Here is a 26,930-nt window from a genome sequence, read left to right as displayed (position 1 = left end):
TCCGGTCCGTTCCCAACCGGGCCGGAGTCGCACGGGTGGGTTCAGCCCTTCACGCTGCCTGCTGAGAGTCCGCTGACCAGGAATCGCTGCACGAGGTAGAACACGATGACCGCGGGCACCGTGACGAGGACGGACGCGGCCGACAGGTGGCCCCACTCGGTGCGATTCTCCTGCACGAACATCTGGAGCCCCACGGCCAACGTCTTGGATTCGTCATTGGCCGACAGGAACGCGGAAGCGAAGGCCACCTCGCTCCACGCCACGATGAACGAGTAGAAGCCCGTCACCGCCAGTCCGGGTTTGGCCAGCGGCAGCACGAGCCGCCAGAACACGCCGAACGGGGACAGCCCGTCCACCCGCCCGGCCTCGTCGATGTCGGTGGGAACCGAGTCGAAGTACCCCTTGAGCATGTACGTGCAGAACGGGATCGCGGTACTGCAGTAGACGAGCACCAGACCGGTGGCGCTGCCTTGCAAGCCGAGTTCGAGCAGGATGCTGTACAACGGCACGATCAGTACCGCGAACGGGAACATCTGAACCACCAGGAACGACAGCAGTAGCCAGTGCCTGCCCGGGAACCGGAAGCGGCTCGCCGCGTAGGCGGTGGTGGCTGCGAGCAGCACACCGCAGAGCGTGGTGAGTGCTGCGATGAGTACCGAATTTCCGAACCAGTGCAGGAATGCGCCCTTGCGGCCCAGCAGGATGTCGACGTAGTTGTCCACACTGGATTCATTGAACAGCGTCGGGTTGGCTTCGATGGCTTTCGAGTTCGGTTTGAACGAGACGACCACGACCCACAGCACCGGGAAGACGGCGACGAGCGAAGCGAACGTCAGGGTGGCATGCAGGCCGATGCGAGCCGGGAGTGATCGGTGACTCCGGCGGCCGGCCGAAGCGGAGCGGGCCGGGCGGGATACCCGCAGCGAGGCGGCGTCGATGGACAATTCAGAGCTCCTCTCCCTGCTTGCGCATCAGCCGGCGGTAGAACGCCGCGAACACGAGCAGGACGGACAGGATCAGCACGCCGTAGGTCGAGGCGATCGCGTAGTCGCGGGTGGCTCCGGAGAAGAACCGCTCGAACGCGTAGGTGACCAGGATTCTGGTGTGCGGGTTGTTCCCGGTCATCAGGAAGATCACCGGGAACATGTTGAACGTCCAGATCACCCCGAGGAGGACGACGGTCCCCGATACCGGACGCAGCCCCGGAAGCGTCACGTTGACGAAACGCTGCCAACCGGATGCGCCGTCCATTCTGGCCGCCTCGTAGAGGTCGGGCGGAATGGACTGCAGACCACCGAGCAGCGCCACCATCATGAACGGCACGCCGAGCCAGACGTTGACGATGATCACCGAGACGAGCGCGAGATCGGACTGGCCGAGCCAGACCTGGCCGGGCAGCCCAATTGACTCGAGAGCCCAGTTGATCAGCCCGTATTCGGCGTTGAACAGGTACTTCCACGCGAATGCGCTGATGAACACGGGAACGGCCCAGGGCAGGATCAGCAGGACCCGGTAGAGGCCGCGCAGCCGCATCTCGCGGTTGAGCAGGACCGCCAGGCCGAGCCCGACCCCGTAGTGCAGGGATACGCAGGCGAAGGTCCAGATGAGGGTGCGCGCCAATGTTCCCCAGAACGCGCCGTAGGAGGCGCTTCCGGAGAGCACGTTGAAGTAGTTGGTCAGACCGACGATCGAATATTCGGCGGGCCGGTCCAGGACCGGATTGGCGATGTTGGTGTCGTTGATGTCGGTGAAGCTGTAGTACAGGCCCTGCAGCAACGGAAACACCACGAGCAACGCCAGCACGGCCACGACGGGCAGGACCATCGCGTAGACGAACCAGTACCGTCCCGCGAATGATCGAAGCCGCCGGTGCCGGCGGGTGAAGCCGGGTTCCGCTTTCGTGCTGGGCTCGTCGATGGCGATGGCCATGTGAGATCCCTCCGCCGCCGTGCGCGGCGAGCTCCGGTGGGGCGCCCGCCACGCACGGGGTGTCAGCCCGCCGTGTAGTCCGGGAGGATGGTGTCCTCGTACTTCTTCGCCGCCTTGTCGAGCGCGGCGCGCGTGCTGTCGCGACCGGCGAGGACGTCGGCATAGGCGATCTCGAGGGGTTCCATGAGTTCGTTGCCTTCGGGGATCCACGCCCGCGGATGAGTCTTTTCCAGGAGCGGTTTGAACGCCGCGACGACCGGCTCTTCCGCGACGGTGGGATCGGCGTAGGCGGATTCACGGGTGGGCAGCAAACCCAGCTTCGCGGAGATGGCGGCCTGGTTCTCGGTGCTGCTCATGCACTCGACGAACTTGGTGGACGCCTCGTCGGCGTCGGTGCCCTGTCGGACGACGTAGTTGTGACCGCCCGCCGGGGACGGTGAGCTCGGGATGGGGGCGATGCCCAGGTCGGCCGGGTCCGCGAAGGTGTCGGAGGCGAAGAAGTCCGGGGTGGCCCACGGGCCATCGATGATCATCGCGACCTCGCCCGCGTTGAAGGCGGCCTTCATGTTGTTGTACGAGTTGGTCGGGTCCAACGCCGTGCGTGCCGCTCCCGCCTCGAGCAGGTCTTTCGCGATCCCCAGCCCGCGCACGCTTTCGGGCGAGTTGAGTTCGATGGTCTCGGCCTCGGTGTCGACCAGGCCTCCGCCGTAGGTGTAGAGGAACGGCAGGGAGTAGAAGGCGTCGTTGTTGATGAACAACGCGTTCTCGCCGCCGAGCCTCGGCGCGATCCGCTTGAGTTCTTCCCACGTTTCGGGTGGGTTCACGCCGGCTTCGGCGAGCATGCGCTTGTTGTAGAAGAGCGCGAGGGTGTCGGTGACCTGGGGGATGGCGTAGGTCTTGCCGTCGTGCTTGGTCGACTTCAGTGGTGCATCGAGGTAGTCGGAGGTGTCGGTGGCCAGTGACATGTTGGAGAGGTCTTTGATCAGCCCGGCATTGGCGAGCTGGGCGACCCACCCGACGTCGGCGCGAAGCACGTCGGGCCCCTGTCCGTTCTGCGCCGCGGTCTTGTAGTTGTTCAGGGCTTGGTCGAATGTCACCCGCTCGACCTCGACCTCGTATCCTCCCGCACGTCCGCATTCCTCCGCGATCTCGGCGAAAACCGGGCTCTCGTTCGATCCGCTGGTGTCCCAGTACACGACGCGGTTCGCGTCTACCTCGGAGCCGGATCCGCATCCGGTGAGGGTCATCGCGCCCAGGAGGCCCAGGGCGGTGATGGTCACGATGGCTTTCGATCTCATGCTGACGTTCCTTTGCACTCGATGCGGCACCACTGTTGCAATTATTTGCGAAGCATTGGCCATAGATTGCATACCGCATATGTGATGCAAGTCAAGGAAAAGTTCGGTTCCGGTTGTCACGCGACGAGTGGTTGCGCCAGTTATCGTGGTTCGTCGATTGCAAATCGTTTCAAACCTGTGCAACGATGATGGCTCGTCCATCGCTACCGGGAAGGAGCCGATGCGTGGCTGGTCTGTCCGACATCGCCAGGGCGGCCGGAGTGAGCGTGTCCACCGTCAGCCGGGTGCTCAACCGACGAGCGGGCATCAAGGAGGACACCCGGCAGCGAGTTCTCGCGGTGCTCAACGACATGCCGCACACGGCGCGCGGTCCGGGCGCGTTGCGGCGCACGGGAGTGATCGGCCTGTTGGTGCCGGAGCTGTCCAACCCGGTCTTTCCGGCCTTTGCCGAAGCACTGGAAAGTCGTGCCTCCCGGTCCGGTTACGCCTCCCTGCTGTGCAACACCAGGGCGGCCATGACCGAAGAGGAATACGTCCGCATGCTCCAGGCGCGCGGCGTGGAAGGCATGATCTTCGTTTCTCCCGAGATAGCCAACATCGAGGGCACACCCGCCGGGGCGGAGGGCAAGGCGAACCGGAGCTACTACGAGGGGCTGCTCGCCGAAGGGGCGCACATGGTCTTCGTCAACGGAGGTGCCCCCGCGTTGGATGTACCGGACGTCGTCGTGGACGAGCAACTCGCCGGATACGCGGCGACGCGGCATCTGATCGAACTCGGACACACGCGGATCGGATTCGTCTCCGGTCCGGCCAGAGCGTTGCCCTCGCGGCTGAAGCGGGCGGGCTGGGCCGCCGCCCTGGAGGAGTCGGAGATCACGCCGGATCAGGAGCTCGTCGCGCACGGTCCCTTCGGGGCCGACGGTGGTGCCCAGGCGATGAGCGCGCTGCTCGGAGCCGCGCAACCGACCGCGGTGATGTGTTCCTCGGACGTCATGGCGTTGGGAGCGATGGGGGAGGTCCGTCGCCGAGGTCTCGTGGTTCCGGAGGACATCTCGGTGATCGGGTTCGACGACATTCCGCTCGCCGCCCACTGCCAGCCGTCGCTGAGTACGCTCGCCCAGCCGATCGAGGAGATGGCCAACGCCGCCGTCGACGAGCTGATTCGCCGTCTCGACCCCGACGATCCCCGAGGATCGCCCGGCAGTCACAGCCGCATGTTCCGTCCGACCCTGATCGCTCGGGAATCCACGGCGGAACCGCGCCGTGGCTGACCCCGGCGCGGCGAGTCGACTGCACGAGGCCCTCGGTCCCCCGATCGATATCCCGCCAGTGACGTTTCGCGATATCCGATAACCGCAGTCTCCGATAACCGCAGTCTCCGATAACCGCAGTCTTCGATGACCGGCAGTGTCCGACAACCGCAGTTTCAGGAGGAGTGCAGACGATGTTGGATCCGAACGGAACCTGGTGGCGCGACGCCGTGGTCTACCAGGTCTATTTGCGCAGCTTCGCCGATGGCGACGGCGACGGCGTCGGCGATCTGGTCGGCGCCCGCGACAGGCTGCCGCACCTGGTCGACCTGGGGGTGGACGCGGTGTGGCTGACACCGTTCTACCGGTCGCCGATGGCCGACGGCGGTTACGACGTTGCCGATTACCGTGACGTGGACCCGATGTTCGGCACCCTCGCCGATTTCGACGGGTTCGTCGAGCGCGCGCACGACCTGGGCATGCGGGTCCTGGTGGACATCGTGCCCAACCACACCTCCGATGCCCACGAATGGTTCACCGAAGCCCTCGCCGCCGAGGCGGGAACGCCGGCCCGTGACCGCTACCTCTTTCGGGCCGGGCGAGGGGAGCGGGGAGAACTGCCGCCGAACGACTGGGAATCGGTCTTCGGTGGCCCCGCCTGGACGCAGGTCGCCGACGGGAGCTGGTACCTGCACCTGTTCACGCCCGAACAGCCGGATCTCAACTGGCGCAACCCCGAGGTGCGCGCCGAGTTCACCAAGGTGCTGAAGTTCTGGTTGGACCGGGGCGTCGACGGTTTCCGGATCGACGTGGCCCACGGGATGATCAAGCACCCCGACCTGCCCGACGCCGAGGTCGACCAGCAGATCTCGCTGCTCGGTCGTGCGGAACTACCCTACTTCGACCAGGACGAAGTGCACGAGATCTACCGCGAATGGCGCGAGCTGCTGGACTCCTACCGAGGAGCCCGCATCGGTGTGGCCGAGGCGTGGGCGCCCACGAGCGAACGACTCGCCCGTTACGTACGGCCCGACGAGCTGCACCAGGCCTTCAACTTCGCCTTGCTGGAGCAGGACTGGTCGGCGGAGTCCTTCCGGCGAGTGGTGCGCGAGTCCGTGGCCTGCACCGCAGCGGTAGGCGCGACGACGACGTGGGTGTTGGGCAACCACGACACCACGCGGCCCACCACCCGGTACGGCGGTGGAGCGAGCGGGTTGCGTCGCGCGCGGGCCAGCGCCCTGTTCAGCTTCGCCCTGCCCGGATCGGTGTACGTCTACCAGGGCGAGGAACTGGGATTGCCGGAGGTGTCGGACCTTCCCGAAGAGGCGTTGCAAGATCCGATCTGGGAGCGCTCCGGCCATACCGAGCGGGGACGGGACGGTTGCCGTGTTCCCATCCCGTGGAGTGGTGAGCGGGCACCGTTCGGCTTCGGCCCGCCCGATTCGGAGGAGAGCTGGTTGCCGGTCCCGCAGGACTGGCGAGAGTTGTCGGTGGCAGCTCAGGAGGCGCCCGAGGACTCGGTGCTGCGGACCTACCAGGCCGCGCTCGCGTTGCGGCGCGAGCACCCGGCGCTGGGAGACGGCGAGCTCACCTGGGTGGATTCAGCCGAGGACACGCTGGTGTTCCGCCGCACCCCCGGGTTTCTCTGCGCGGTCAATTTCGGTTCCGAACCGGTCCGCTTGCGGCAGGCGGGTCGAGTCCTGTGCCGCAGTGATCGCGGTGGGCTAGCGGAACGCCCGGAGTTCGACGGTGTGCTGCCCGGCGAGACCACGGTATGGATCGACGAGCAAGCCACAACGTAAGAAATTCACCACCATTCGTCTCAACGGGTCTATGGATCGCGGACCGCTCGTGATCACATCGGATTACCCACCATGATCCGTGGAGGTAGTAGATGTCCTTGTTGAGGCGATTGGCCGTCGGTGCGTCAGCACTGGCGTTGGCCGGGTTGGGCGTGGTCGGATCCGGACAGGTTCCCGCCCACGCCGCACCCAACTTTCAGGTCCCGTTCCGGTGCGGGGTCACCGTGACCGCCGCGACGTTCAGCGGCCACAATCCCGCGAATTCGGTCGACTTCCAGAAGAGCGGCATCACCGGCATGCCGGTGCTCGCCTCCGCAGGCGGGACCGTCAGTCGAGTCGCGAACGAGGGGAGCACCAGTTACGGGCGTTGGATCGAGATCGACCACGGTTCCGGCTGGACCACCCGCTACGCCCATCTCTCGGCGCAGAACGTTTCGCGGGGGCAAACGGTCTCGGCGGGAACCAAGATCGGTGCAGCGGGCGCATCGGGCGGGGTGACCGGTCCGCACCTGCACTACGAACAGCGCTCGAACGGCTCGGCGGTCAAGGTCACGCTCGGGGGTGTGGACGTGCCCTACTACGGGCACACCGACTTCACCAGCAGGAACAACTGCGGAGGTAACCCGTACACGCCGGAGGAGGTGTGCGGATCCGGCTACAGCGTGATCGATTCGAAAGGCCTGGCGGGCGCGGGAACCGTCTACCTGCTCTACAACGGGTCCAACCAGCACAACTGCGTGGCCACGTTGAAGTCCGCGTCCGTCGGCACCCCGTCGGCGACCTCCGCGATGCTCGAAGTCGAGGGTGCCGATCGCAGCACCGACTCCGGGAACTTCTCGTACTACGCAGGCCCGGTGCGTGCCGCCGCGGGCGCGACCTGTGTGCAGTGGGGTGGCTCGGTGGGGAGCGAGTCCTACACGAGCCCGTTCGAACATTGCGGTTGATGCCGCCGGAGCGCTGATCCGAGGTCCGGACGCGGACCCAACGGGGCGTGGCCCGGAGCGCGACTGATCGTCGTATCACCGAGTGGAGCGGGAGTGCCGGACCAGAACGGTCGGGCACTCCCGCTCCACTCGCGAGGTCAGAGTTTGACGGGGTAGTGCGGCTCGGGCACGGCCGGCGACAACCGGCCCTCGACGAAGATGCCGTGCCAGAGCATGAACGCCAGCAGCGCCCACAACCGCCTACTGTGGTCCAGCACGCCGGAACGGTGCTCTTCCAGCAACTGCAAGATCGCCGACTTGTTCAGCAGTCGGTCGGTCTGGGACTGCTGGATGATGTTGCGCGCCCAGTCGTGCATCTCGTCGCGCAGCCAGTGCTTGATCGGTACCGGGAAACCGAGCTTACGACGGTTGAGTACGTGCGGCGGAACGATCTGGGTCATCGCCTGGCGCAGCGCGTACTTGGTCGTCTCGTCGGTGATCTTCTGGTCGAGCGGGACGCTGCTCGCGACCCGGAAGACCTCCGAGTCCAGGAACGGAACCCGCAGCTCCAGCGAGTTCGCCATCGTCACCTTGTCGGCCTTGACCAGGATGTCTCCGCGCAGCCAGGTGAACAGATCGATGTGCTGCATCCGGGTGACCGGATCCCAGCCTTCCGAGCTGCTGTACGGCCCCGCCGTGACGTCGCGGTGCGACACACCCGGATCGAAGCCCTGCATCACCTTCTCGAGCTGATCGTCCCGGAAGATGCGGGCGTTCCCGTAGTAGCGGTCCTCCAGGCTGAGTGCGCCGCGCCGGAGCAGGTCCTTGCCCCGGACACCGTCCGGGATCGCCGTCGAAACCCGGCCCATGGCCTTGCGCAACGTGCCCGGCACTCGCTCGAACGGTGCAAGCGACAGCGGCTCGCGGTAGATCGAGTATCCACCGAACAGCTCGTCCGCGCCCTCGCCCGAGAGTACGACCTTGACGTGTTGGCGGGCTTCCCGCGCGATGAACCACAGCGGTACCAGCGCCGGGTCGGCCACCGGATCATCCAGGTACCAGATGATCAGCGGCAAGGTCTCCATCATCTCCTCCGGGGAGACGGTTCGGACCACGTGTTTGACGCCGATCGCGGCGGCCGACTCGGCGGCCACGTCGACCTCCGAGTAACCCTGCCGCTCGAACCCGGTCGTGAAGGTGATCAGGTCCGGGTTGTGCTCCTTGGCCAGGCAGGCGATCGCGGTCGAATCGATTCCGCCGGAGAGGAACGCACCCACTGTGACATCGGCGCGCATGTGCTTGGCCACCGAGTCGCGCATCACGTCGGCGATCTCGGTGTGCAACCGATGCGCGTCGGCATCGGTGTTGACCGGCCGGGACGTGAATTCGGGCGAGAAGTACCGCTCGGTGACCACCGGACCGCCAGGCGACACGGTGAACGACGTGCCCGACTCGATCCGGCGGATCGAACGATGCAAGGACTCCGGCTCCGGCACGTACTGCATGATCAAGTAGTGCTGCAGGGCCTTGTGATCGAGGTCCTCGTCGAGCCCCAGCGTGGTCACCAGGCTCAGCACGCTCTTCTTCTCGCTCGCGAACGCCACCCCGTTGGGGCCCTGCGCGAAGTACAGCGGCTTGATGCCGAACGGGTCCCTGGCGCCGAAGACCACGCGACGTTCGCTGTCCCAGATCAGGAAGGCGAACATGCCACGCAACCGGCCCACCATCGAGGTGCCCATGTAGTGGTATGCCGCGACGATGACCTCGGTGTCGCCGTCGGTGGTGAAGCGGGCGCCGAAGCGTTCGATCAGCTCGGCGCGGAGCTCCAGGTAGTTGTAGATCTCGCCGTTGAACAGGATCGTGTAACGCCCGTAGTTCTCGGGCGGTCCCCAGGTCAACGGCTGGTGGGAATGTTCGAGGTCGATGATCGACAGCCGATTGAAGCCGAAGACCACCTGGCCGCCATGCCAGGTGTCGCTCTCGTCCGGGCCTCGGTGTCGTTGACACGGCAGCGCGTTGGCCACGGCGTCGACGGCATTGCCGGCGTTCTCTTCAGTGGGACAGACCAGTCCAAGCAGGCCGCACACGCGTCTCGCGCACCTCTCGTGTCGGCGGTGTGTCGTCGGGGCCCCAACCTGGGATGTCACCGCTGGGCAGCCTCGGTTGAGACGTCTCGACGCGGAGATCTCCCAGTGATGGGGTGTACCAGTATGCCGTCCCGCGTGGGTGGGGGTGCACGCACGGGGGCGTGTTGCGTGGAGTCGACCTCTTCGAGTGGGTGATCTCGGTCTCGAACTGACGCGGGGGGTGTCCCGTCGGGCTACCCCGGAGCAGTATCACGGCTACTGCTGGGCTAGGCTCGCCGCAGAATTCCGGCGGCCGGTCTGCCCGTCCTTGTCAGGGCGGCGGAACGCGAATTTTCCGCCGGTGAGTTTTTGCAGCGAGGAGGCGTCGCGCAGTGGGCCTGAAGGAGGGGACCCGAGTGCCACGGCTGGTCAAGGTCACTGGGCTGATCGGCCTGGTTGGTGTCGTGGCCACGGGCTGCACGACCGACGAGGTTCTGCGGTTCGGCTGGCCACAGGGTGTCACCCCGCAGGCTGAGTCGATGCGGCAGCTCTGGACGTGGTCGGTCATCGCGGCACTCGTGGTCGGTGTGATCGTGTGGGGGCTGATCTTCTGGTCGGTCGCCTTCCACCGGAAAAAGGGCGATGAACTGCCGAAGCAGTTCCAGTACAACGTCCCGTTGGAGCTGATCTACTCGGCATTGCCGTTCGTGCTGGTCGTGGTGTTGTTCTACTTCACCGCGGTGAGCCAGAACTATGTGATGGCCACCGAGGAGGACCCGGACGAGACCGTCAACGTGGTCAGCTTCCAGTGGAACTGGGAGTTCAACTACCCCGAGTACAAGACGCCGGACGGCGAACCGGTCCGGACGGTCGGTACCAGCAACGAGATTCCGCTACTGGTGCTTCCGGTCGGGGCGAACATCGAGTACCACCTGAGCTCGACCGACGTCATCCACTCGTTCTTCGTGCCGGAGTTCCACTTCAAGCGGGACACGTTCCCGCACCCGGACAAGAACAACCAGAACAACGTGTTCCAGAACACGATCGACCGCGAAGGTTCGTTCGTCGGGCGGTGCGCCGAACTCTGCGGCACCTACCACTCGATGATGAACTTCGAAGTGCGTGCGCTGTCCCAGGACAAGTTCGACCGCTACATGCAGCTGCGGACCAGGGTTAACCCGGACACGGGCCAGCCGTACACCGCGGCGGAAGCGTTCAGCGACATGAACTGCGGCGAGTTGTGCACGCCGCACGCGGTCACCGGTGTTCCGTTCGACACCGACCGCACGTCGGGCGAGGCCACCAGCAGTGACGAGACGCGCGGAAACTAACCGCGGGGTGCCCCCCGGCAGGGCGTACGGCTTGAGAGCGAGGACTCCATGAAGGTCGAAGCGAAGATCTTCAACATCATCACCTTCTTCTTCTTTCTATCGGCGCTCGTCTACGGGCTCTGGGCGAAGGAGCCGGTGGGAACGGTGGCGCTGATCCTGGTCGGCGGCTTGTCCCTGCTGATCGGCAGCTACTTCCAGTTCGTAGCCCGGCGCATCGAACCCAGGCCGGAGGACAATCCGGACGCCGAGGTCAGCGACGGGGCGGGCGAACTCGGTTTCTTCAGCCCGGGTAGCTACTGGCCCGCGGGGCTGGCGGCCGCAGCGGCCTTCACCGGCTTGGCCCTCGCGTTCTTCCACGTGTGGATGATCGTTCTGGCCGTCGGTGCGGTGTTGATCACTACGGCGGGACTGGTGTTCGAGTACCACGCGGGCCCGAACCACGAGTGATCGATCTTTTCGAACGGCAACGGCCCCTGGACCCTCTGGTCCGGGGGCCGTTTCGTGTCGGGCGAGCCAGCGTCTTTGCATTTTGACGAGCCAGCGCCGTCACATTGCGACGAGCAGCGTCGAACTTCTAGAGAGGTCCACGTACCCGGGCGAGTCGCCGCCGGTCGAGCGGTCGTCGTATCCGGGGAGGTTTAGGATCTTCGCACGAACCAGCCGTTACCCCAGGAGGTTTCGCAGTGATCACCGCGATCGTGCTGATCCAGACCGCCGCCGACCGGCTCACCGAGGCCGCCCAGGAAGTGGCCGACATCGATGGAGTCTCGGAGGTGTACTCGTGCGCGGGAGATGTCGACCTGATCGCGCTGCTGCGGGTCTCCGATCACGAGCGGATCGCCGACATCGTCCCTGGCAAGATCAACAAGGTGGACGGGGTGCTCGACACCGACACCCACATCGCGTTCCGTTCCTACTCCCGTCAGGACACCGAATCGACCTTCTCCATCGGTCTGGAGGAGTGACCGAAGCGAGCGGTGGGGAACAGTGAGCTGTGGGAACAGGGCGGTGCCGGTCGACTTCCGACCGGCACGCGCCCGTGTCAGGAGTCGGCGTACTCCGACCTGAGGTCGCCGGAGCGTTGTGCCCAGCGTTCCAGGAGCTCGGCGGCCGCGCCCGAATCGATCGCCCTTGCCGCCCGTCGCATCCCGGTCTCGAACTGCGTCGTCAGGTCGTCGGCCGGGCCGTCATAGGCCGCCAGCCCACCGGCGGCGTTGAGCAGTACGGCATCGCGGACGGGGCCGCGCTCGCCCGCGAGCAGCTTGCGCACCACTTCGGCGTTGACCTCGGCGTCGCCGCCGCGGAGGTCCTCCTCGGAGGCGAGTTCGATCCCGAGTTCGGTGGGGTCGATCCGGTCTTCCCGGATCGTGCCGTCGTGCACGGCCCAGACCGTGGTGGTCGTGGTGGTGGTGATCTCGTCCATCCCGTCGTCGCCACTGGCCAGCAGGATGGAATTGCCGCGAGCCGCGAACACCCCGGCCATCACCTCGGCCATCCGGCGTTCGGCGCAACCGATCAGCCCGGTCGACGGCTGGGCGGGGTTCGTCAGCGGTCCGAGCAGATTGAACGCGGTCGGAATGCCGATTTCCCGCCGTGGCCCGGCTGCGTACTTCATCGCGGGGTGGAAGACGGGGGCGAAGCAGAATCCGATCCCGACCTCGTCCACGCAACGCCGAACCGCCTCGGACGGCAGGTCGATGGCGACGCCCAGCGTTTCGAGCACGTCCGCGGTCCCGCACTTCGACGAGGCGGCACGGTTTCCGTGCTTGACCACGGTCACACCCGCCGCTGCGAGCACGATCGACGTCATGGTGGAGATGTTCACAGACCCCTTGCGGTCCCCACCGGTGCCGACCACGTCGATCGCCCGCTGTTCGATCCGCAGCGGGCGGGCGTGCGCGAGCATGGCGTCCGCCATGCCGCGCACTTCCTCGGGGGTGGCGCCCTTGGCCTGCAGGGCTACCGCGAACGCCGCCACCCGGGCAGCGGTCGCTTCCCCGGTCATCACCAGGTCCATCGCCCAGCCGGTGTCGTCGGCGGTGAGGTCGTTGCCTGCCACCAAGTGGTTCAGCAGGCCGGGCCAGCTTCCGGAAAACGTTCCCATTGGTTCTCTGGTTTCGGTGTTCTCTCAGCGCTGCAGCGCGGGCGTGGAACGCGAGCGCACGACTTCGGCGATCGTTTCAGCCGAGGTGAGCGGGTCGAGAGGGTGGACGAGGACGGCGTCGGCTTCGGACCAGGTCGCCAGCCATCGGTCGTCCTTGCGGCGCACCACGACGACGATCGGGGGGCAGTTGGTGATCTCGTTCTTGAACTGCCGGGACAGCCCCATGCCACCGGTCGGTTGGGCTTCACCGTCGAGGATCAGCAGGTCCGGAGTGCCCGCGTCGACTTCGCCGAGCACCTCGGCGGCCGTGGCGGTCTCGATGTAGGTCACGCGACCGAGATCGGGGGCGGGGCGTCGCCCCACCGCGGTGATAATCGACTCTCGGACCTCAGGCCGATGGCTGAACACGAGAACGGTCGTGGTCGGTGCGTTCATCAACGTGCTCCTCGCTGGCTTCCGGGCCGGCTGGCTGGTCGGCGCGTGGCGTGCCGGTATTAGTCCTTCGAATGCTATCCGCAGTGCTGGTCCGAACAGTAGTCGCCCGCATCGGGAGATCAGTTCGATTCGACTTCGTCGCCGCGTTGCAAGGCGTCCCAACCGAGCGCGCGTCCGTTCAGCCGTTGCGCGAGACCGGCCATTCGCGAGCCCTCCTGTGAGCAATGCAACGAATCCAACTTCTGAATCCGGTAAGCCAGCACCGAGACCTCCTCTTTTTGCAGGTCAGGGTCTATGTCGCAGAGCGTCACGGCCCAGTCGTCGGGCTCGAGCAGCCGGCGCGCGGTGTCCAGTTCGGCCTGCGGGATTCGCAGGTGGTGCCGGAGTACGGCCGGTGAATCCGGCTCCCAGTCCACTGCGCGGGACAACACGGCGGAGGCCGCCTCCGCATCGTCGAAGGACCGGACCACGACGCGTAGGTCGGTATCATCGGCCCTGATCACGGGTTGTTTCGGCGTTCGTTTCCGGCTCGGTCGAAAGACGGACAACCAACGACTCATATTCACCGAGAGTCACCTCCACGTCGCAATCTGATCGGTTTCCGGCGCACCCGCGGACCCGGCGGGACACCGGAAGACCGTGCAAGCCATAATGCGTCGCGTGACAACGGCAGCGCCCTCAATCAGTCATCGCGTGCACTCGCTGAACCGACCCAACATGGTCAGCGTGGGCACCATCGTTTGGTTGGCCAGCGAGCTGATGTTCTTCGCTGGGCTCTTCGCCATGTTTTTCACGGTGAAGGCACAGAACGAAGGAGCGTGGCCGCCGCCGCCCACGCACCTGAATCTCCCGTACGCCCTTCCGTTCACGATCATTTTGGTGGCGTCCTCGTTCACCTGCCAGTGGGGCGTGTTCGCGGCCGAACGGGGCGACGTCTTCGGTTTGCGCCGTTGGTACGTCGTCACGTTGGTCATGGGGACGATCTTCGTGCTCGGCCAGGCGGGTGAGTACTACACGCTGGTCGCCGAGCACGCGACGACCATCGCTTCGTCGGCCTACGGAACCGTCTTCTACATGACGACCGGTTTCCACGGGTTGCACGTCATCGGTGGTCTCATCGCGTTCGTCTTCCTGATCATTCGGACCAAACTCAGCAAGTTCACGCCTTCACAGGCCGTCGCTGCGATCGTCGTGTCCTACTACTGGCACTTCGTGGACATCGTGTGGATCGGCCTGTTCGCCGTGATCTATCTGGTGCCGTGACATGACGGCCGTCCAACAAGGTCGTTTGGAAACACCCCGAACCTGACAGCAAGGGTTGCCGCACTCATGACCACCATCAAGAAACGGAACCGCGCGGGCTCGAAGCTTCGGCGACGGATATCCGGTGTGCTCGCCTTGGGGATTGCCCTGGTGAGCGCTGGCGGGCTCTACACCGTCCTGACCCCAGAGCCGCAAGCCGCTCACGCGGACGCGGAAGCGGCGCTGGTCAGGCAGGGTGAAGAGCTCTACAGCACCACCTGCATCAGTTGCCACGGCTCGAACCTCCAAGGTGTCGAGGACCGCGGTCCGAGCCTCGTCGGTGTGGGCGAGGCCGCCACCCACTTCCAGGTCGCCACCGGTCGCATGCCGATGGTTCGCCAGGAAGCGCAGGCGCATCGCAAGCCATCGAAGTTCACGCCGCAAGAGGTCGACGCGCTGGCCGCGTACGTTCAGACTTACGGTGGGGGGCCGGAGTCCCCCAAGGAGTCTGGCGAGGCACTCCGGGGAGCGGACCCGGGACGCGGCGGTGAGCTGTTCCGGCTCAACTGCGCGTCCTGCCACAACTTTACCGGCCGCGGCATCGCGATGTCGGCGGGCAAGTACGCGCCGAACCTCGACGAGGCAAGTGAGCAGGAGATCTACGAGGCGATGCTGACCGGCCCGCAGAACATGCCCAAGTTCTCGGATCGCCAGCTCACCCCGGAAGAGAAGAAAGACATCATCGCGTACGTCGAATCCGTTACCAACGGCAACAACAACCCCGGCGGCAACAGCCTCGGTGGTTACGGTCCCGGACCGGAGACCGTGGTGGCCTGGGTCATCGGACTCGGCTCGCTGATCGGCCTCACCCTGTGGATCGGAGCCAGGGCATGAGTGAGCAGAAGAAGGAATACACAGAGGCCGAACTGGCCGGGATGAGCCAGGACGAGAAGGTCCGACTGGGGCTGGCCCTCGACGATGTCGAACTGGCCGAGTACCGGGATCGCTGGCCGGTCGAAGGAACCCGCGCCGAGCGGCGCGCCGAGCGAGCGGTCGCCGCTTGGTTCAGCCTCGCGGGGCTCTCGGCGCTGGCGTTCGTGGCGGTGTTCATCTTCTGGCCGTGGCGTTACCAGAATCCGCTGGCGGACGAGCGCGGCTACTTGATCTATTCGCTGTACAACCCGCTGATCGGTTTTTTCCTCGGTTTGTCGATCTTCGCGGTCGGGATCGGCGTGATCCTGTACCAGAAGAAGTTCCTGCCGCACGAGGTCGCCGTTCAGCAGCGGCACGATGGTCACGGCTCGAGCGAGACCGACCGGCAGACCGCCACCGCGCTGCTGGCCGACGCGGGTAAGCGCAGCGGCCTGGCGCGGCGTTCGCTGATCAAGCGGACCGCGGGCTTCGGTGTCGGTGCCTTCGGCCTGGGGGCCGGGGTGTTCGCGCTCGGCGGTGTGGTCCGGGATCCGTGGTCGGAGACCGGTGCCGACTCCCTGTCGCACACCCTGTGGCGGTCGACCAACGGCGAGAAGGTCTACCTGCGCAGGGACACCGGGCACTCCAGCGAGGTTTCGCTGGTGCGTCCCGAGGACCTCTCCGCGGGCGGTTTCGAAACGGTCTTCCCGTTCAGGGAATCGGATCGCGAGGACCACGAGAAGCTGATCAAGGGACTGCGGTCCGGCGACAGCCCAGTCATGTTGATCCGTTTGCGGCCGGGCAGCGCGCCCCTCAACCGCAAGGGTCAGGAAGACTTCAACTACGGCGACTACTACGCCTACTCGAAGATCTGCACCCACCTCGGATGCCCGACCTCGCTCTTCGAGCAGCAGACCGGGCGGTTGCTCTGCCCGTGTCACCAGTCGCAGTTCGATGTCGTCAACACCTATGCCAAGCCGGTGTTCGGCCCGGCCACGCGTTCCCTTCCGCAGCTGCCGATCACGGTGGACGAAGAGGGATACTTCGTGGCGAAGCACGACTTCATTGAGCCCGTCGGCCCGGCTTACTGGGAGCGTGAGGCATGAGTTCGATCACCAGGCCGACGAAGCCGGCGAGCACGGCTTCTCGAAAGGCGGCCACGGCCGCCGACGAGCTCGATCAGCGGTACCAGATGGCCCCGGGCCTGCGCCGCCAGATGAACAAGGTCTTCCCCACGCACTGGTCGTTCCTGCTGGGTGAGATCGCGCTCTACACGTTCATCCTGCTGCTGGTCACCGGCACCTACCTGGCGTTCTTCTTCGACCCGTCGATGGCGGAGGTCGAGTACCAGGGCGTCTACACCAACCTGCGCGGTGTGGAGATGTCCAGGGCGTTCGAGAGCACGCTGGACATTTCCTTCGAGGTCCGGGGCGGCATGTTCGCCCGCCAGCTGCACCACTGGGCGGCGCTGCTGTTCATGGCCTCGCTGGTGGCGCACATGTTCCGGATCTTCTTCACCGGTGCGTTCCGCCGCCCGCGCGAGACCAACTGGACGATCGGCATCCTGCTGTTCATCCTCGGCATGTTCGAGGGCTTCACCGGTTACTCCCTGCCGGACGACCTGCTCTCCGGTACGGGCGTACGGATCGCTTCGGGCATCGCGATGTCGATCCCGGTCATCGGTACCTGGATCAGCTGGATCCTCTTCGGCGGCGAGTTCCCCGGTACCGAGCTGATTCCCCGGTTCTACCTGTTCCACGTGTTCGTGCTGCCGGGTCTGATCCTGGGGCTGATCGCGGTCCACCTGGCGCTGGTCTGGTACCAGAAGCACACTCAGTTCCCGGGCGTGCGGCGCAAGGAGACCAACGTCGTCGGTGTCCGGATCATGCCGGTGTTCGCCGTCAAGGGTGGTGGCTTCTTCGCAGTCGTCACCGGTGTGCTGGCGATCATGTCGGGCGTTTTCCAGATCAACGGAATCTGGAATCTCGGTCCGTACGTCGCCTCGAAGATCTCGGCAGCGTCGCAGCCGGACTGGTACATGATCTGGACGGACGGTTCCAGCCGTCTGTGGCCCGCTTGGGAGGTCTACCTCGGGCCGTACATGATCCCCGCGGTGTTCTTCCCGACCGTGCTGTTCATGGGTCTGATCTTCACCGTGGCCGCGCTGTACCCGTCGATCGAGCGCAAGCTCACGGGCGACGACGCGCACCACAACCTGTTGCAGCGGCCCAGGGACGTGCCGGTCCGGACGAGCCTCGGTGTCATGGCGATCACCTTCTTCATGGTGCTCATGGTCACGGGCGTCAACGACATCGTCGCCTACCAGTTCGACATCTCGTTGGACGCGATGACCTGGATGGGCCGAATCGGGCTGCTGGTTGCGCCGCCGATCGCCTACTACGTCACCTACCGGATCTGCCTCGGTCTGCAGCACGCCGACCACGAGGTGCTCGAGCACGGTGTCGAAACGGGAATCATCAAGCGACTGCCGCACGGTGAGTTCATCGAGGTCCACCAGCCGCTCGGCCCGGTGGACTCGCACGGCCACCCGGAGGAACTGCCCTACCAGGGTGCTCCGGTTCCGAAGAAGATGAACAAGCTCGGTGCGGCCGGCCACCCGGTCGAGGGCAGCCTGCTCAAGCCGGACCCGCCGGAGGAGACCACCGCGTTGGAGCGTGCTCGTCGCGAGCAGCCGGCCGTGGCGGTCGAGGAGTCGGAGGAGCTGACCGCAGGAACGTCCACGTCGACCGACTGAGTCAGCGGAACCACGGGGAGCGGCCCGGCACCGGAATGGTGCCGGGCCGCTTCTTCGTCCGCGGCCGGGGCGGTTGGTTCGTCCTCGTGGCGAGCCGCACCGAAGCCGGTACGTCTGCCGGATCGGTCAGTCGGCCCCGGCATAGGGGCTACGGCCGTTGCTCGCGCGCTCCAGCCAGCTGCGCCAGCTGCCCGCACCACCAGCGTTCTCCGACCAGGGCTGCGAACAGCGCACCATGCGGGTGCCATCGGTGGTGAGCCACCGATGCACGACGTGCGCTTCGTCGGGGGATGCTCCCAGAAGCGGCCCGTGGTCGGTGAATACCGTTTCGGCGGCTGCTTGCAACTGGTCGACCACCGGCATCGGCCGTACACCGCGCCGGGCGGTCCCCGCTGCCGCGAGCCTGGCGTGCCGGATCACTGCGAACTGCCAGCCGCCGGAACCATCGGGACGGGCTGCGACGAGTTCGGGAATGTCGGCGAGAGCGGCGAGCCGTTGGCCCCGGTCCAAGGATCGGATTACGCTCGCGAGCTGGTCGCGGTGCGCCGCGGCTTCTTCGAAGCGCTGCTCGGTGGCGAGTTCATCGAGCCTGTTCCGCAGACGGGCGAGGATCGCGTTGTCGCGCCCCACCACGAGCTCGCGAACCGCGATCACCTGGGGCGCGTACCCCGTGGTGGTTTGGCGTCCGGCGCAGGGGGCACCGCACTGGCCGAGTTCGTAGAGTGCGCAGGGACGTCCGCGCTGCTTGGTGGCCGGGATGCGCTCGGTGCAGCGTCGCAGAGTTGTCGCCGCGTGCAGCGCGTCGGCCGCGTCCGCGGCCCCTCGGCGCGTGCGGAACGGGCCGAGTGCGCCGTCACGGGCGGTGCGCACGATGGATAGTCGCGGGAACGCTTCATCGGTGAGCGCGACCCACCAGGCGCGCTGCGGATACTTCGAGCGGCGGTTGTAGGGCGGGTGGTGCGCGGCGAGCAGCCTAAGCTCGCGAACCTCCGCTTCGAGCGGGTGCGCGCACTCGACGTGATCGATCCGCTCGGCCAGGGCGACCATTTCCTTGATCCGGCCGCGTCGCTCGCCCGCGGTGAAGTACTGCCGGACACGTCTGCGGAGGTTCGAGGCGGTGCCGACGTACAACACCTCGTCGTTGGGGCCTCGGAACAGGTACACGCCCGGGGAGTCCGGTAGCGCGTCGGCGAGTCCGCGTTTTCGCCGTTGCTGGGGTGAGACGTCGGGAAGATGGCCGAGCAGGTCTTCGAGCGTGTGCACGCCCAGCGGGCCTACTCGCTCGAGCAGGGCGTGCAACACATCGACCGTGGCGCGGGCGTCGTCGAGTGCGCGGTGCACGGGCGCTGTCCGGGCGCCCAGCACTCCTGCCAGCGTGGCGAGCTTGTGGTTCGGTGTCTCCTCCCGGGACAGAATCCGGCGGGAGAGCTTGGCGGTGCACAGCACGTGTGGCTTCGGCCAGCTCAGGCCGAGTCGTGTGCAGTTCGCCCGCAGGAAGCCGGTGTCGAAGGGCGCGTTGTGCGCGACGAGAACGCCGCCCGCGGCGAATTCGAGCAATGCGGGCAGCACCGTGTCGATCCGGGGAGCGTCTGCGAGCATGGCGCCGGTGATGCCGGTGATCGAAGTCACGGCGGGTGGGATCTCGCGTTCCGGGTCGACGAGGGTGGTGAACTCCCCGAGGACTTCGCCACCGCGGATCTTCACCGCGCCGACCTCGGTGATGGCGTCGCGTTCGCTGCTGCCGCCGGTCGTTTCCAGGTCTACGACGACGAAGGTGGTCTCCGGAAGCGAAGTGGACTCGGTCGTGTCGAATTCGTCGAAAGCCAGTTGCAGATCGCCGCTCATCGGTGGCAACGGTACGTGCGCACTCCGACAGCCCCGTGCGTGTGGGGAACCGCGGGTCTGCCACTAACCTGTGTGAATGGCCTCGACGCCGGGGGACGGAAACGGAACCCCCTGTCCGGAAGAGTCTGCTGTGGACGGCCCGCGGCAGGCTGGCGGTGATGGATCGCTGGACTGGGACGCGTTTCCCGGGCCGCTCCGCACCCGACTCGCCGAGTTGGCCGCTGCGGCGTTGGGCGGGATGCGGCAAGCGGACGTGCCCGTGCCGTTGCGTCCGGTCGTGCGCTTCGCACCGGCCAAGCGCGCCAAGCTGGGATTGCCGACGCTGCTCGCCTCGCTGCGGGATTCGGTGGTGTTCCGCACGGCGGTGGTGGATTGGCATCGAAGCAACCGCCCGGAGGCGATCACCGTCGTCGACGTCGATCCGGTGGTGGTGGCCGCGTCCGCCGTTCTGCTCGACGCTCCTGGAGCCGCGCACTTCGTCGAGCTCGTCGGATTCCGCGTGGAGCAGGGAAAGCTGCGTTCGGAGCGGGACTCGGCGGCGGCGCGCGCCGACAAGGCTTCCGGTGAGATGGAGCGGCTGCGGCGAGAGCTCGCCGAGGCGCGCGAGGCCGCCGACAAGGCCGGTGACGAATCCAGCGCCGAGGCGGATCGGTTGCGCAAACGGTTGCGTGATCAGGGCGTGCGGCTCAAGGAGGCGCGCGACGATGCCGAGCAGGCGCGCGTGGAGGCCGGGCGGGCGAGAGAGGCGGCCGACGCCGAGCTGGCGGAGATGTCCGGTGAGCGCGACCGGGAGCGCCTGCGCGCTCAGGAGGAGCGGACGCGCGCCGATCGCGCCGTCGCCGAGGCCGAGGTCGCGCGGCAGTCGGCTCGGGAGGCGAGGCAGAGCGACGAGGTCCGGTTGTCGTTGTTGCTGGAAACCGTCGAGGGCGCGCTCGGTGGGTTGCGCAGGGAGCTCGGGGCCACCGGGAGTGGTCCGCGGCCGGCCGAGGCGGTGTCGGGTGCTCGACCGCATTCGGGTGCGACCGGGCAGGTCCAGGATGCCGCGATGTTGGACCGGTTGTTGGCGTTGCCCGCGGTGCATCTGATCGTCGACGGCTACAACGTGACCAAGACCGGTTATCCGGAGCTCCCGCTGGCCGACCAGCGGGATCGGTTGGCGCATCAGCTCGCTGCGTTGGCTGCTCGGACCGCTGCGGAGGTCACGCTCGTGTTCGACGGTGCGGACGTGCTCGCGGTGCCGACCGCCGGGCCGCGTGGAGTTCGGGTGTTGTTCAGTGATCCGGGTGTGCAGGCCGACGACGTGATCCGTGCGCTCGTCGAGGCTGAACCGCAGGGGAGGCAGCTGATCGTTGCGACGTCCGACCGGGCGGTGGCCACCTCGGTGCGTCACCGGGGCGCCTACGCGGTTGCTTCAGCGGTCCTGCTCGGCAGGATCAACCGGGTCTGACGTGCCCGGCCGAGTTCGCGCTGTTCGTTGGCGTTGCGACGGGGCGTGACCGGCGGTCTTACGGGGAGGCCTTCGGACCACTGCAGAAGGATGTAGCCGGGAAGAGGAGCCTGGCGGAAGATTACTTTCTGTGGCAAGTATTCACGCTTTTGGGATATTGCGGATGATGTGTGACGTTTTTTGACCCCCCATCTAGACGCAACGCTTGACCTTTCGTAACCTAGCCGGGACTTCGTGGCGATCAGCTGCCCGCACCGGGCGGCTCCGCGAGTCGCCGCCGAAATCGGCTTGTCGGGGAGCCGAACCGGGCCCAACCAGTTGGGGACCTCCGGTCCGGGCGTGCGCAGACCATTCGTTTCGACGAGACGGTTTGCTGTTCGCGCTCGTGGCTTGCCTGGTAGGCGGTCGAGACGAAGAAGGAGTAGTGCGCGACGTGGCGTCGCACCGACTCAAGCGCTCGATGCGCGGAGCCCTGGCGGCAACGGCGGTCGCCGCAGCCGTCGGTATGAGTTCCGCGCCTGCTATCGCAGACCCGCAACTTCCCGACAATGCTTCGGACGCAGCCAAGCAAGTGCGTGATCTCTCGCACAAGGCCGAGGTTGCTACCGAGGAGTTCAAGAAGGCCGAAGACGATCACGAGGCCAAGATCGAGGAACTCGATCGAGCCAATGCGGAGATCGCCAAGGCCCAGCAGATCGCCGACCAGGCACGTGCGGAAGAAGAGAAGTTCCGCGGCAAGGTCGACAACCTCACCACGGCTTCGTACCAGGGCGCGCGCATGAACAAGCTCTCCGCGCTGCTGGTGAGTGAATCGCCGAACGACTTCCTCGACCGGGCCTCGGCCTTGGAAGTCATGTCCAAGGACAACAACGAGGCGATCAGCAAGCTTTCCGCCGCGGTCGACCAGGCCGAGGGCGCCGAGCGCCAGGCCAAGGAAGCCCGTGCGGCCGCCGAACGCGCCGAGCGGGACGCGGCCCGTCTTCTCGAAGAGGCCGAGAAGAAGAAGTCCGAGATGGACGAACTTGTCGACCAGGCCGAGGAGAACTACGCCGAGCTCAGCGGTGAAGAGCAGGACTCGATGGTCAGCGACGAGGTTGACTTCGAGTTCACAGGTGGCTCCGGTACGGCTGCTCAGGCGGTGCAGGCAGCGCTCGGCAAGCGCGGTTCGCCCTACGTCTACGGCGCGAAGGGGCCGTCCAGCTTCGACTGCTCGGGCCTCGTGTACTGGGCGTACCAGCAGGTCGGCGTGAGCGTTGGCGGCAGCACGAAGACTCAGGTGACCGAAGGCAAGAGCGTCTCGCCGAGTCAGCTCAAGCCAGGCGACCTGATCTTCTACGGCAGCCCCGTCTACCACGTGTCGATGTACATCGGTGGCGGCAAGGCGGTGCACGCCCCCACGACCGGGGACGTGGTCAAGGTTGCCAACTACAAGGACATCGCGACTCCTTCGAACTACCGGCGCGTCGCCGGCTGAGTTCGACGTCGTCGACGAAGGGGCTCACATCCACTCGGGTGTGAGCCCCTTTCGCGTGACAGTCGTGGGCGAGTCGCGGGCGAGGCGTGTTCGCCCGCAGGCCACAGCTGCGCGTCCGCCTTACGATGCCGCGTGTGCCGGTCTCAGACAGGATCCGCGGGTGGCTGGCGGTCGCCGTCGCCGCGGCGGTGCTCGCCGGTGTCGCGGTCGTCTCGCTTCCGGTCGCGGTCCCGCTGCCGCAGGAAGCGAGAGTCGAACTGCCACTGGGCAGGTCGGCCACCCCACTGACGTCGCGTACGGACGCGGTGCGCTCCCTGCTGAGCGAACGCGCGGCAGCGGTTCGTACTCGGGACGAGGCCGCGTTCCTGGGCTCGGTCGATCCGAAGGCCTCGTCCGAGTTCCGGGAGAGCCAGCGGGCGCTGTTCAAGAACCTCGTCGACGTTCCGCTGGACGAGTGGCACTACGAGATCGACGGTTCCGATGTAGTGGAGCCGCCACCGCTTCCGGACCCGGCTGAAGACACCTGGGCTCCGCGGGTCACGCTGAACTACGCGCTGACCGGTGTCGATTCGGTCCCCACTCGTCGTTCGATGGCGTACGTCTTCGCCAAGCGAGGTGACTCCTGGTATCTGACCGGCGATGATCTCCTGGCGGACCAGGGCCGGTCGACGTGGCGCGGCCCGTGGGACTTCGCCGCGTGTCGGGTGCGCGCCACCCGACACGGCCTGGTGATCGGCCACGACGAAAATGAACCACTGGTCAAGCGGCTCTCACAACTCGTCGATCACTCGGTGGCGGAAGTGACCGAGGTCTGGGGGCCGGACTGGTCACAGCAGGCCGCGGTGCTGCTACCGGGTTCACGTGCCGAACTTCGGGCCATGGTGGGGCCGCGGTTCGCCGTGGACGGAATCGCGGCCGTCGCGGTCGCCGACCACGTCGATCCGGCTCGACGCCGTGTGGAAGGACCCCGGATCGTGTTCAACCACCGAACGACCGAAGGGCTTTCGGGGACGGCGTTGCGGGTGGTGCTCCAGCACGAGATCACCCACCTCGCCGCGAGGGCGGATACCGTCGACGGCGCACCGATGTGGATGCTGGAAGGTTTCGCGGACTACGTCGGCTACCGAGACAGCGGGCTGAACTTCCAGGAGATCGCACCGGATCTCCTGGAACAGTTGCGCACCGAGGGACGCCCGACCTCTTTGCCGTCCAACCAGGACTTCCACTTGGCGGGCAGGAAATTGGACCTGGCCTACCAGCAGTCGTGGTCGGTGGTGTCCTACATCGAGGAGCGGGTGGGGGAGCAGCGGCTGGTGGCGCTGTACCGGCGGGTGGCCGGGTCGACGTCACCGTCCACCTACGACACCGCCCTGCGCGAGATCGTCGGCATGTCCACAGCGGAATTGGTGGAGAAGTGGGGCGAGCGACTCGAACGTCATGTGCGGTGACGCCCGAGCCGCTCGCGGCACGCTCGATGATCCGGGTGGTGGATCAGGTGTAGATCGACTCGATTTCGTCGGCGTGGTTCTCGGCGACCTTGTTGCGCTTGAGCTTCATGCTCGGCGTCATCTCACCCGTCGCCTCGGTGAAGTCCTCGGGGAGGATGCGGAACTGGCGGATCTGCTCGGCCTTGGACACCGCCTCGTTGGCCTCGTCGATGGCCTTCTGCACGTCCTTGCGGACCTCCGGGTCATCCACGAGCTGGGAGGTGGGCGTGTCCTCCGGCCTGCCGTGGTTGGACAGCCATGACGGCAGGAATTCCGGGTCGAGGGTGATCAGTGCGCCGATGAACGGCTTCTTGTCGCCGACCACCATGCACTGGCTGATCAGCGGGTCGGCCCGCAGGTGGTCCTCGAGCACCGCCGGTGCCACGTTCTTGCCGCCCGCGGTGACGATGATCTCCTTTTTGCGGCCGGTGATCCGCAGGAAGCCCTCCTCGTCCAGGGACCCGAGGTCGCCGGTGTGGAACCAGCCGTCCTCCAGGGATTCCTCGGTGGCGGTCGGGTTGTTCCAGTAGCGCCGGAACACCACGTCGCCCTTGACCAGGATCTCGCCGTCCTCGGCGATCCGGACGCTCGTTCCCGGAATCGGCTTGCCGACGGTGCCGACCTTGAAGGCGTCCTCGACGTTGACCGCGGCGGCCGCCGTGGTCTCGGTGAGTCCGTAGCCTTCGAGTACCGGCACGCCCAAGCCCCGGTAGAAGTGGGCGAGTCGTTCACCCAGCGGTGCGCCACCGGACACCGCTGCCACGCAACGGCCACCCAGTGCTGCGCGCAGCTTGCCGTAAACCAGCTTGTTGAACACGAAGTGCTTGAGGCGAAGTCCGATCCCGGGACCGCCGGTGTCCATCGCCTTGCTGTAGGTGACGGCCGTTTCCTCGGCGGCGTCGAAGATCTTGCCCTTTCCACCGGCGTGGGCCTTCTGCTTCGCGGTGTTGTAGACCTTCTCGAGCACTCGCGGCACCGCCAGTACGAAGGTCGGCCGGAACGAACCGAGATCGTCGACCAGCTGCTTCACATCGCTGGTGTGGCCCAGCGTGACTCGCGCGTAGACCGAGGCGACGGTAATCGCCCTGGCCAGGACGTGCGCCATCGGCAGGAACATCAGCATCGAGTTGCCCGGCTGGAGCAGCTGCGGGAACGCGTCGATGTCGCCGCGGACCTCGGCCAGCAGGTTGCGGTGCGACAGTTCGCAGCCCTTCGGGCGGCCGGTGGTACCCGAGGTGTAGATCAGAGTGGCGAGGTCGTCGGCCTTGATCGCACGGCGCCTGTCGTGCACCTCTTGATCAGTGATCTCGGATCCGAGTTCGGTGAGCGCTTCGATAGCACCCTTCGGGCCGTCGATCTGCCAGATGTGCCCGACGTCGGGGAGCTTCTCGACAACCGGAGCGACCTCGTCGTGGTGCGTCTGGGCCTCGACGATGACGGCCTTGGCGCCGGAATCGCTGAGGATCCATTCGGCTTGATCGGCCGACGAGGTTTCGTAGATCGGGACCGTCGCGCAGCCTGCGGACCAGATCGCGAAGTCCAGCAGGGTCCACTCGTACCGGGTGGGAGACATCAGCCCGACTCGATCGCCCGGTTCGAGGCCCGCGGCGATCAGTCCCTTTGCCACGGACATGACCTGGACCGCGAATTCCGCTGCGGTGACGTCGACCCAGGCACCCTCCACCCGGCGCCGGAAGCTCACGGTCCCGCCGAAACGCTCCGCATTGGCCCACACCATGTCGGTGAGGTTCTCGTCGTCGGCCACGCCCGTTTTGGCGGGGACGCTGAACTCTCGCACGTTGAAACCTCCGAAAAAACACGCCATTCGTGGGGCATAACCTAACCCTGATAGTTACTGAGCGGTAGTCCCGAATTTGTCCCCAACCTATGGGAGCAACCCTATCGCCGATCAGTTCAGGGCCGCCGCAGCGCTGATCGGTTCAGCCGACCTCGCCACCGGGGGACATTTTTCGCGCACGATCAATCTCGATGCCGGTGCTACCCCGTTTCGGGCGTGCCGCGGAATGCGCCTTCGAGAATGCGAAGGGCGGTCACGGGAACGCGCGCAGTAACATGGCAAGCTGGCGGACATGCCCGCGAGCGATGTGTCTGGACGACTTGGCTTGTCCGCCCGCGCTCCGTTCACCGGCACTTCCCGCAGTGGTACTCCGGCCGGCGCTACTCCGGCCTGCGGTGCCCCCGGTCGTCGACATCGTGGACGAGATCCTTTTGGCCGTTTCGCGTTGAGCGTTGGCCCGTCGTTTTCGCCGACCCGGCTTTCTGGCGAGGCTGTTGTCCGGGCCGCGACCTGCGGGTTCAAGTCGATCGCGGCGCCAAGGGGATGCGTTTGATTTCCGACCGGTTCGATGACCGGCACCATGGAGGTGTGGCTCGACCCCGTCCTCGACGGCACGGTGCTGCACTACTATCTCGGGGCGGGCCCGGTCGCCGAAATGGACGCTACCGGGTGGGTGAACTGCATCGCGGAGCGAACGCGACGCCGCCGACCGGCGGCCCGGACGCTCGCGTTCGAGCTGAAGAACGGCCTCGAGCGGGATCGCGCGCCCGGTTGTCCACCCGATCCCGGTTCAGGAGCGGTGACCCGATAGACCTGGAAGGGGGCGGCCTTG

23 protein-coding genes are annotated in these 26,930 nt (G+C 66.3%); 14 read left to right on the top strand and 9 right to left on the bottom strand.

The window, feature by feature from the left end; all coding sequences use genetic code 11:
• Positions 1-41: 41 nt before the first annotated feature.
• The 3 genes from ACYVAN_RS05470 to ACYVAN_RS05460 all read right to left on the bottom strand — a co-directional run bounded on the left by ACYVAN_RS05470 (position 42) and on the right by ACYVAN_RS05460 (position 3,227).
• Positions 42-944 carry a sugar ABC transporter permease gene (locus tag ACYVAN_RS05470; protein ID WP_460956294.1) on the bottom strand — a complete coding sequence of 301 codons (903 nt, stop codon included), beginning with the start codon at positions 942-944 and terminating at the stop codon, positions 42-44.
• Position 945: 1 nt separating this feature from the next.
• Positions 946-1,929 carry a carbohydrate ABC transporter permease gene (locus tag ACYVAN_RS05465; protein ID WP_460956292.1) on the bottom strand — a complete coding sequence of 328 codons (984 nt, stop codon included), beginning with the start codon at positions 1,927-1,929 and terminating at the stop codon, positions 946-948.
• A gap of 62 nt (positions 1,930-1,991) precedes the next feature.
• Positions 1,992-3,227, bottom strand: coding sequence for an extracellular solute-binding protein (locus ACYVAN_RS05460; protein WP_460956290.1), 1,236 nt, complete (start codon positions 3,225-3,227; stop codon positions 1,992-1,994).
• Between the two features lie 224 nt (positions 3,228-3,451).
• Here ACYVAN_RS05460 and ACYVAN_RS05455 point away from each other — a divergent pair, with 224 nt between their 5' ends.
• The 3 genes from ACYVAN_RS05455 to ACYVAN_RS05445 all read left to right on the top strand — a co-directional run bounded on the left by ACYVAN_RS05455 (position 3,452) and on the right by ACYVAN_RS05445 (position 7,223).
• On the top strand, positions 3,452-4,498 hold the full coding sequence (locus ACYVAN_RS05455) for a LacI family DNA-binding transcriptional regulator (protein ID WP_460956288.1): 1,047 nt from the start codon (positions 3,452-3,454) through the stop codon (positions 4,496-4,498).
• A gap of 173 nt (positions 4,499-4,671) precedes the next feature.
• Entirely contained in the window at positions 4,672-6,279 is a 1,608-nt protein-coding gene (locus tag ACYVAN_RS05450; RefSeq protein ID WP_460956286.1) for a glycoside hydrolase family 13 protein, read from the top strand.
• A gap of 92 nt (positions 6,280-6,371) precedes the next feature.
• Positions 6,372-7,223: a M23 family metallopeptidase gene (locus tag ACYVAN_RS05445; protein WP_460956284.1), complete on the top strand. Its 852-nt coding sequence runs from the start codon at positions 6,372-6,374 to the stop codon at positions 7,221-7,223.
• Positions 7,224-7,360: 137 nt separating this feature from the next.
• On the opposite strand, the gene asnB is transcribed toward ACYVAN_RS05445, so the two are convergent.
• A complete protein-coding gene (gene asnB / locus ACYVAN_RS05440) occupies positions 7,361-9,289 on the bottom strand; it encodes an asparagine synthase (glutamine-hydrolyzing) (RefSeq protein WP_460956282.1) in 1,929 nt (642 codons plus the stop codon).
• A 371-nt stretch (positions 9,290-9,660) separates the two neighbouring features.
• Between asnB and ctaC the strand changes: the two genes are divergently transcribed.
• The 3 genes from ctaC to ACYVAN_RS05425 all read left to right on the top strand — a co-directional run bounded on the left by ctaC (position 9,661) and on the right by ACYVAN_RS05425 (position 11,564).
• Positions 9,661-10,599, top strand: a complete 939-nt coding sequence (gene ctaC, locus ACYVAN_RS05435) for an aa3-type cytochrome oxidase subunit II (RefSeq protein ID WP_460956280.1) — start codon at positions 9,661-9,663, stop codon at positions 10,597-10,599.
• 48 nt (positions 10,600-10,647) lie between these two features.
• Complete coding sequence (locus tag ACYVAN_RS05430) at positions 10,648-11,046, top strand: cytochrome c oxidase subunit 4 (RefSeq protein ID WP_460956278.1); 399 nt, start codon at positions 10,648-10,650, stop codon at positions 11,044-11,046.
• 236 nt (positions 11,047-11,282) lie between these two features.
• Positions 11,283-11,564: an Lrp/AsnC family transcriptional regulator gene (locus ACYVAN_RS05425; protein WP_460956276.1), complete on the top strand. Its 282-nt coding sequence runs from the start codon at positions 11,283-11,285 to the stop codon at positions 11,562-11,564.
• Between the two features lie 77 nt (positions 11,565-11,641).
• On the opposite strand, the gene trpD is transcribed toward ACYVAN_RS05425, so the two are convergent.
• From trpD to ACYVAN_RS05410, 3 genes are all read right to left on the bottom strand, one after another.
• A complete protein-coding gene (gene trpD / locus ACYVAN_RS05420) occupies positions 11,642-12,703 on the bottom strand; it encodes an anthranilate phosphoribosyltransferase (RefSeq protein WP_460956274.1) in 1,062 nt (353 codons plus the stop codon).
• Positions 12,704-12,727: 24 nt separating this feature from the next.
• Entirely contained in the window at positions 12,728-13,138 is a 411-nt protein-coding gene (locus ACYVAN_RS05415; RefSeq protein ID WP_460956272.1) for a hypothetical protein, read from the bottom strand.
• 119 nt (positions 13,139-13,257) lie between these two features.
• On the bottom strand, positions 13,258-13,641 hold the full coding sequence (locus ACYVAN_RS05410) for a hypothetical protein (protein WP_460956270.1): 384 nt from the start codon (positions 13,639-13,641) through the stop codon (positions 13,258-13,260).
• Positions 13,642-13,789: 148 nt separating this feature from the next.
• Between ACYVAN_RS05410 and ctaE the strand changes: the two genes are divergently transcribed.
• From ctaE to qcrB, 4 genes are all read left to right on the top strand, one after another.
• On the top strand, positions 13,790-14,401 hold the full coding sequence (gene ctaE, locus ACYVAN_RS05405; RefSeq protein WP_460956268.1) for an aa3-type cytochrome oxidase subunit III: 612 nt from the start codon (positions 13,790-13,792) through the stop codon (positions 14,399-14,401).
• Positions 14,402-14,467: 66 nt separating this feature from the next.
• On the top strand, positions 14,468-15,274 hold the full coding sequence (gene qcrC / locus ACYVAN_RS05400; protein ID WP_460956266.1) for a cytochrome bc1 complex diheme cytochrome c subunit: 807 nt from the start codon (positions 14,468-14,470) through the stop codon (positions 15,272-15,274).
• Positions 15,271-16,398, top strand: a complete 1,128-nt coding sequence (gene qcrA, locus ACYVAN_RS05395; RefSeq protein ID WP_460956264.1) for a cytochrome bc1 complex Rieske iron-sulfur subunit — start codon at positions 15,271-15,273, stop codon at positions 16,396-16,398. The genes qcrC and qcrA overlap by 4 nt, the downstream gene beginning before the upstream one ends.
• The gene (gene qcrB / locus ACYVAN_RS05390) at positions 16,395-18,047 is read left to right on the top strand and encodes a cytochrome bc1 complex cytochrome b subunit (protein WP_460956262.1); all 1,653 of its coding nucleotides are present in this window, start codon (positions 16,395-16,397) and stop codon (positions 18,045-18,047) included. Before qcrA ends, qcrB begins: the two co-directional genes overlap by 4 nt.
• 126 nt (positions 18,048-18,173) lie before the next feature.
• Here qcrB and ACYVAN_RS05385 read toward each other — a convergent pair whose 3' ends face one another.
• Positions 18,174-19,892 (bottom strand): DEDD exonuclease domain-containing protein, encoded by a 1,719-nt coding sequence (locus ACYVAN_RS05385; protein ID WP_460956260.1) that lies wholly within the window; start codon positions 19,890-19,892, stop codon positions 18,174-18,176.
• 76 nt (positions 19,893-19,968) lie between these two features.
• On the opposite strand from ACYVAN_RS05385, the gene ACYVAN_RS05380 reads away from it, so the two are divergent.
• From ACYVAN_RS05380 to ACYVAN_RS05370, 3 genes are all read left to right on the top strand, one after another.
• Positions 19,969-21,339, top strand: coding sequence for an NYN domain-containing protein (locus tag ACYVAN_RS05380; RefSeq protein ID WP_460956258.1), 1,371 nt, complete (start codon positions 19,969-19,971; stop codon positions 21,337-21,339).
• A gap of 433 nt (positions 21,340-21,772) precedes the next feature.
• Positions 21,773-22,813 (top strand): C40 family peptidase, encoded by a 1,041-nt coding sequence (locus ACYVAN_RS05375; protein ID WP_460956256.1) that lies wholly within the window; start codon positions 21,773-21,775, stop codon positions 22,811-22,813.
• 134 nt (positions 22,814-22,947) lie between these two features.
• Positions 22,948-24,261 (top strand): peptidase MA family metallohydrolase, encoded by a 1,314-nt coding sequence (locus ACYVAN_RS05370; RefSeq protein ID WP_460956254.1) that lies wholly within the window; start codon positions 22,948-22,950, stop codon positions 24,259-24,261.
• 43 nt (positions 24,262-24,304) lie between these two features.
• Here ACYVAN_RS05370 and ACYVAN_RS05365 read toward each other — a convergent pair whose 3' ends face one another.
• Positions 24,305-26,098 carry an AMP-dependent synthetase/ligase gene (locus ACYVAN_RS05365; protein WP_460956252.1) on the bottom strand — a complete coding sequence of 598 codons (1,794 nt, stop codon included), beginning with the start codon at positions 26,096-26,098 and terminating at the stop codon, positions 24,305-24,307.
• Between the two features lie 568 nt (positions 26,099-26,666).
• Between ACYVAN_RS05365 and ACYVAN_RS05360 the strand changes: the two genes are divergently transcribed.
• Positions 26,667-26,909 carry a hypothetical protein gene (locus tag ACYVAN_RS05360; protein WP_460956250.1) on the top strand — a complete coding sequence of 81 codons (243 nt, stop codon included), beginning with the start codon at positions 26,667-26,669 and terminating at the stop codon, positions 26,907-26,909.
• Positions 26,910-26,930: the final 21 nt, after the last annotated feature.

It is taken from the genome of Parasphingorhabdus pacifica, from assembly GCF_054779195.1.
The sequence above is the reverse complement of the archived record's forward strand: the minus strand, read 5'-3'. Positions and strand labels throughout refer to the sequence as shown.

Excerpts from the sequence above, each read along its gene's own strand:
- qcrA (WP_460956264.1), top strand. The coding sequence starts at position 15,271 with ATGAGTGAGCAGAAGAAGGAATACACAGAGGCCGAACTGGCCGGGATG.
- ctaE (WP_460956268.1), top strand. The coding sequence starts at position 13,790 with ATGCGTCGCGTGACAACGGCAGCGCCCTCAATCAGTCATCGCGTGCAC.
- ACYVAN_RS05430 (WP_460956278.1), top strand. The coding sequence starts at position 10,648 with ATGAAGGTCGAAGCGAAGATCTTCAACATCATCACCTTCTTCTTCTTT.
- ACYVAN_RS05445 (WP_460956284.1), top strand. The coding sequence starts at position 6,372 with ATGTCCTTGTTGAGGCGATTGGCCGTCGGTGCGTCAGCACTGGCGTTG.
- qcrC (WP_460956266.1), top strand. The coding sequence starts at position 14,468 with ATGACCACCATCAAGAAACGGAACCGCGCGGGCTCGAAGCTTCGGCGA.
- ACYVAN_RS05460 (WP_460956290.1), bottom strand. The coding sequence starts at position 3,227 with ATGAGATCGAAAGCCATCGTGACCATCACCGCCCTGGGCCTCCTGGGC.
- trpD (WP_460956274.1), bottom strand. The coding sequence starts at position 12,703 with ATGGGAACGTTTTCCGGAAGCTGGCCCGGCCTGCTGAACCACTTGGTG.
- ACYVAN_RS05380 (WP_460956258.1), top strand. The coding sequence starts at position 19,969 with ATGGCCTCGACGCCGGGGGACGGAAACGGAACCCCCTGTCCGGAAGAG.
- ACYVAN_RS05385 (WP_460956260.1), bottom strand. The coding sequence starts at position 19,892 with ATGAGCGGCGATCTGCAACTGGCTTTCGACGAATTCGACACGACCGAG.
- ACYVAN_RS05360 (WP_460956250.1), top strand. The coding sequence starts at position 26,667 with ATGACCGGCACCATGGAGGTGTGGCTCGACCCCGTCCTCGACGGCACG.
- qcrB (WP_460956262.1), top strand. The coding sequence starts at position 16,395 with ATGAGTTCGATCACCAGGCCGACGAAGCCGGCGAGCACGGCTTCTCGA.
- ACYVAN_RS05450 (WP_460956286.1), top strand. The coding sequence starts at position 4,672 with ATGTTGGATCCGAACGGAACCTGGTGGCGCGACGCCGTGGTCTACCAG.
- ACYVAN_RS05415 (WP_460956272.1), bottom strand. The coding sequence starts at position 13,138 with ATGAACGCACCGACCACGACCGTTCTCGTGTTCAGCCATCGGCCTGAG.
- ACYVAN_RS05465 (WP_460956292.1), bottom strand. The coding sequence starts at position 1,929 with ATGGCCATCGCCATCGACGAGCCCAGCACGAAAGCGGAACCCGGCTTC.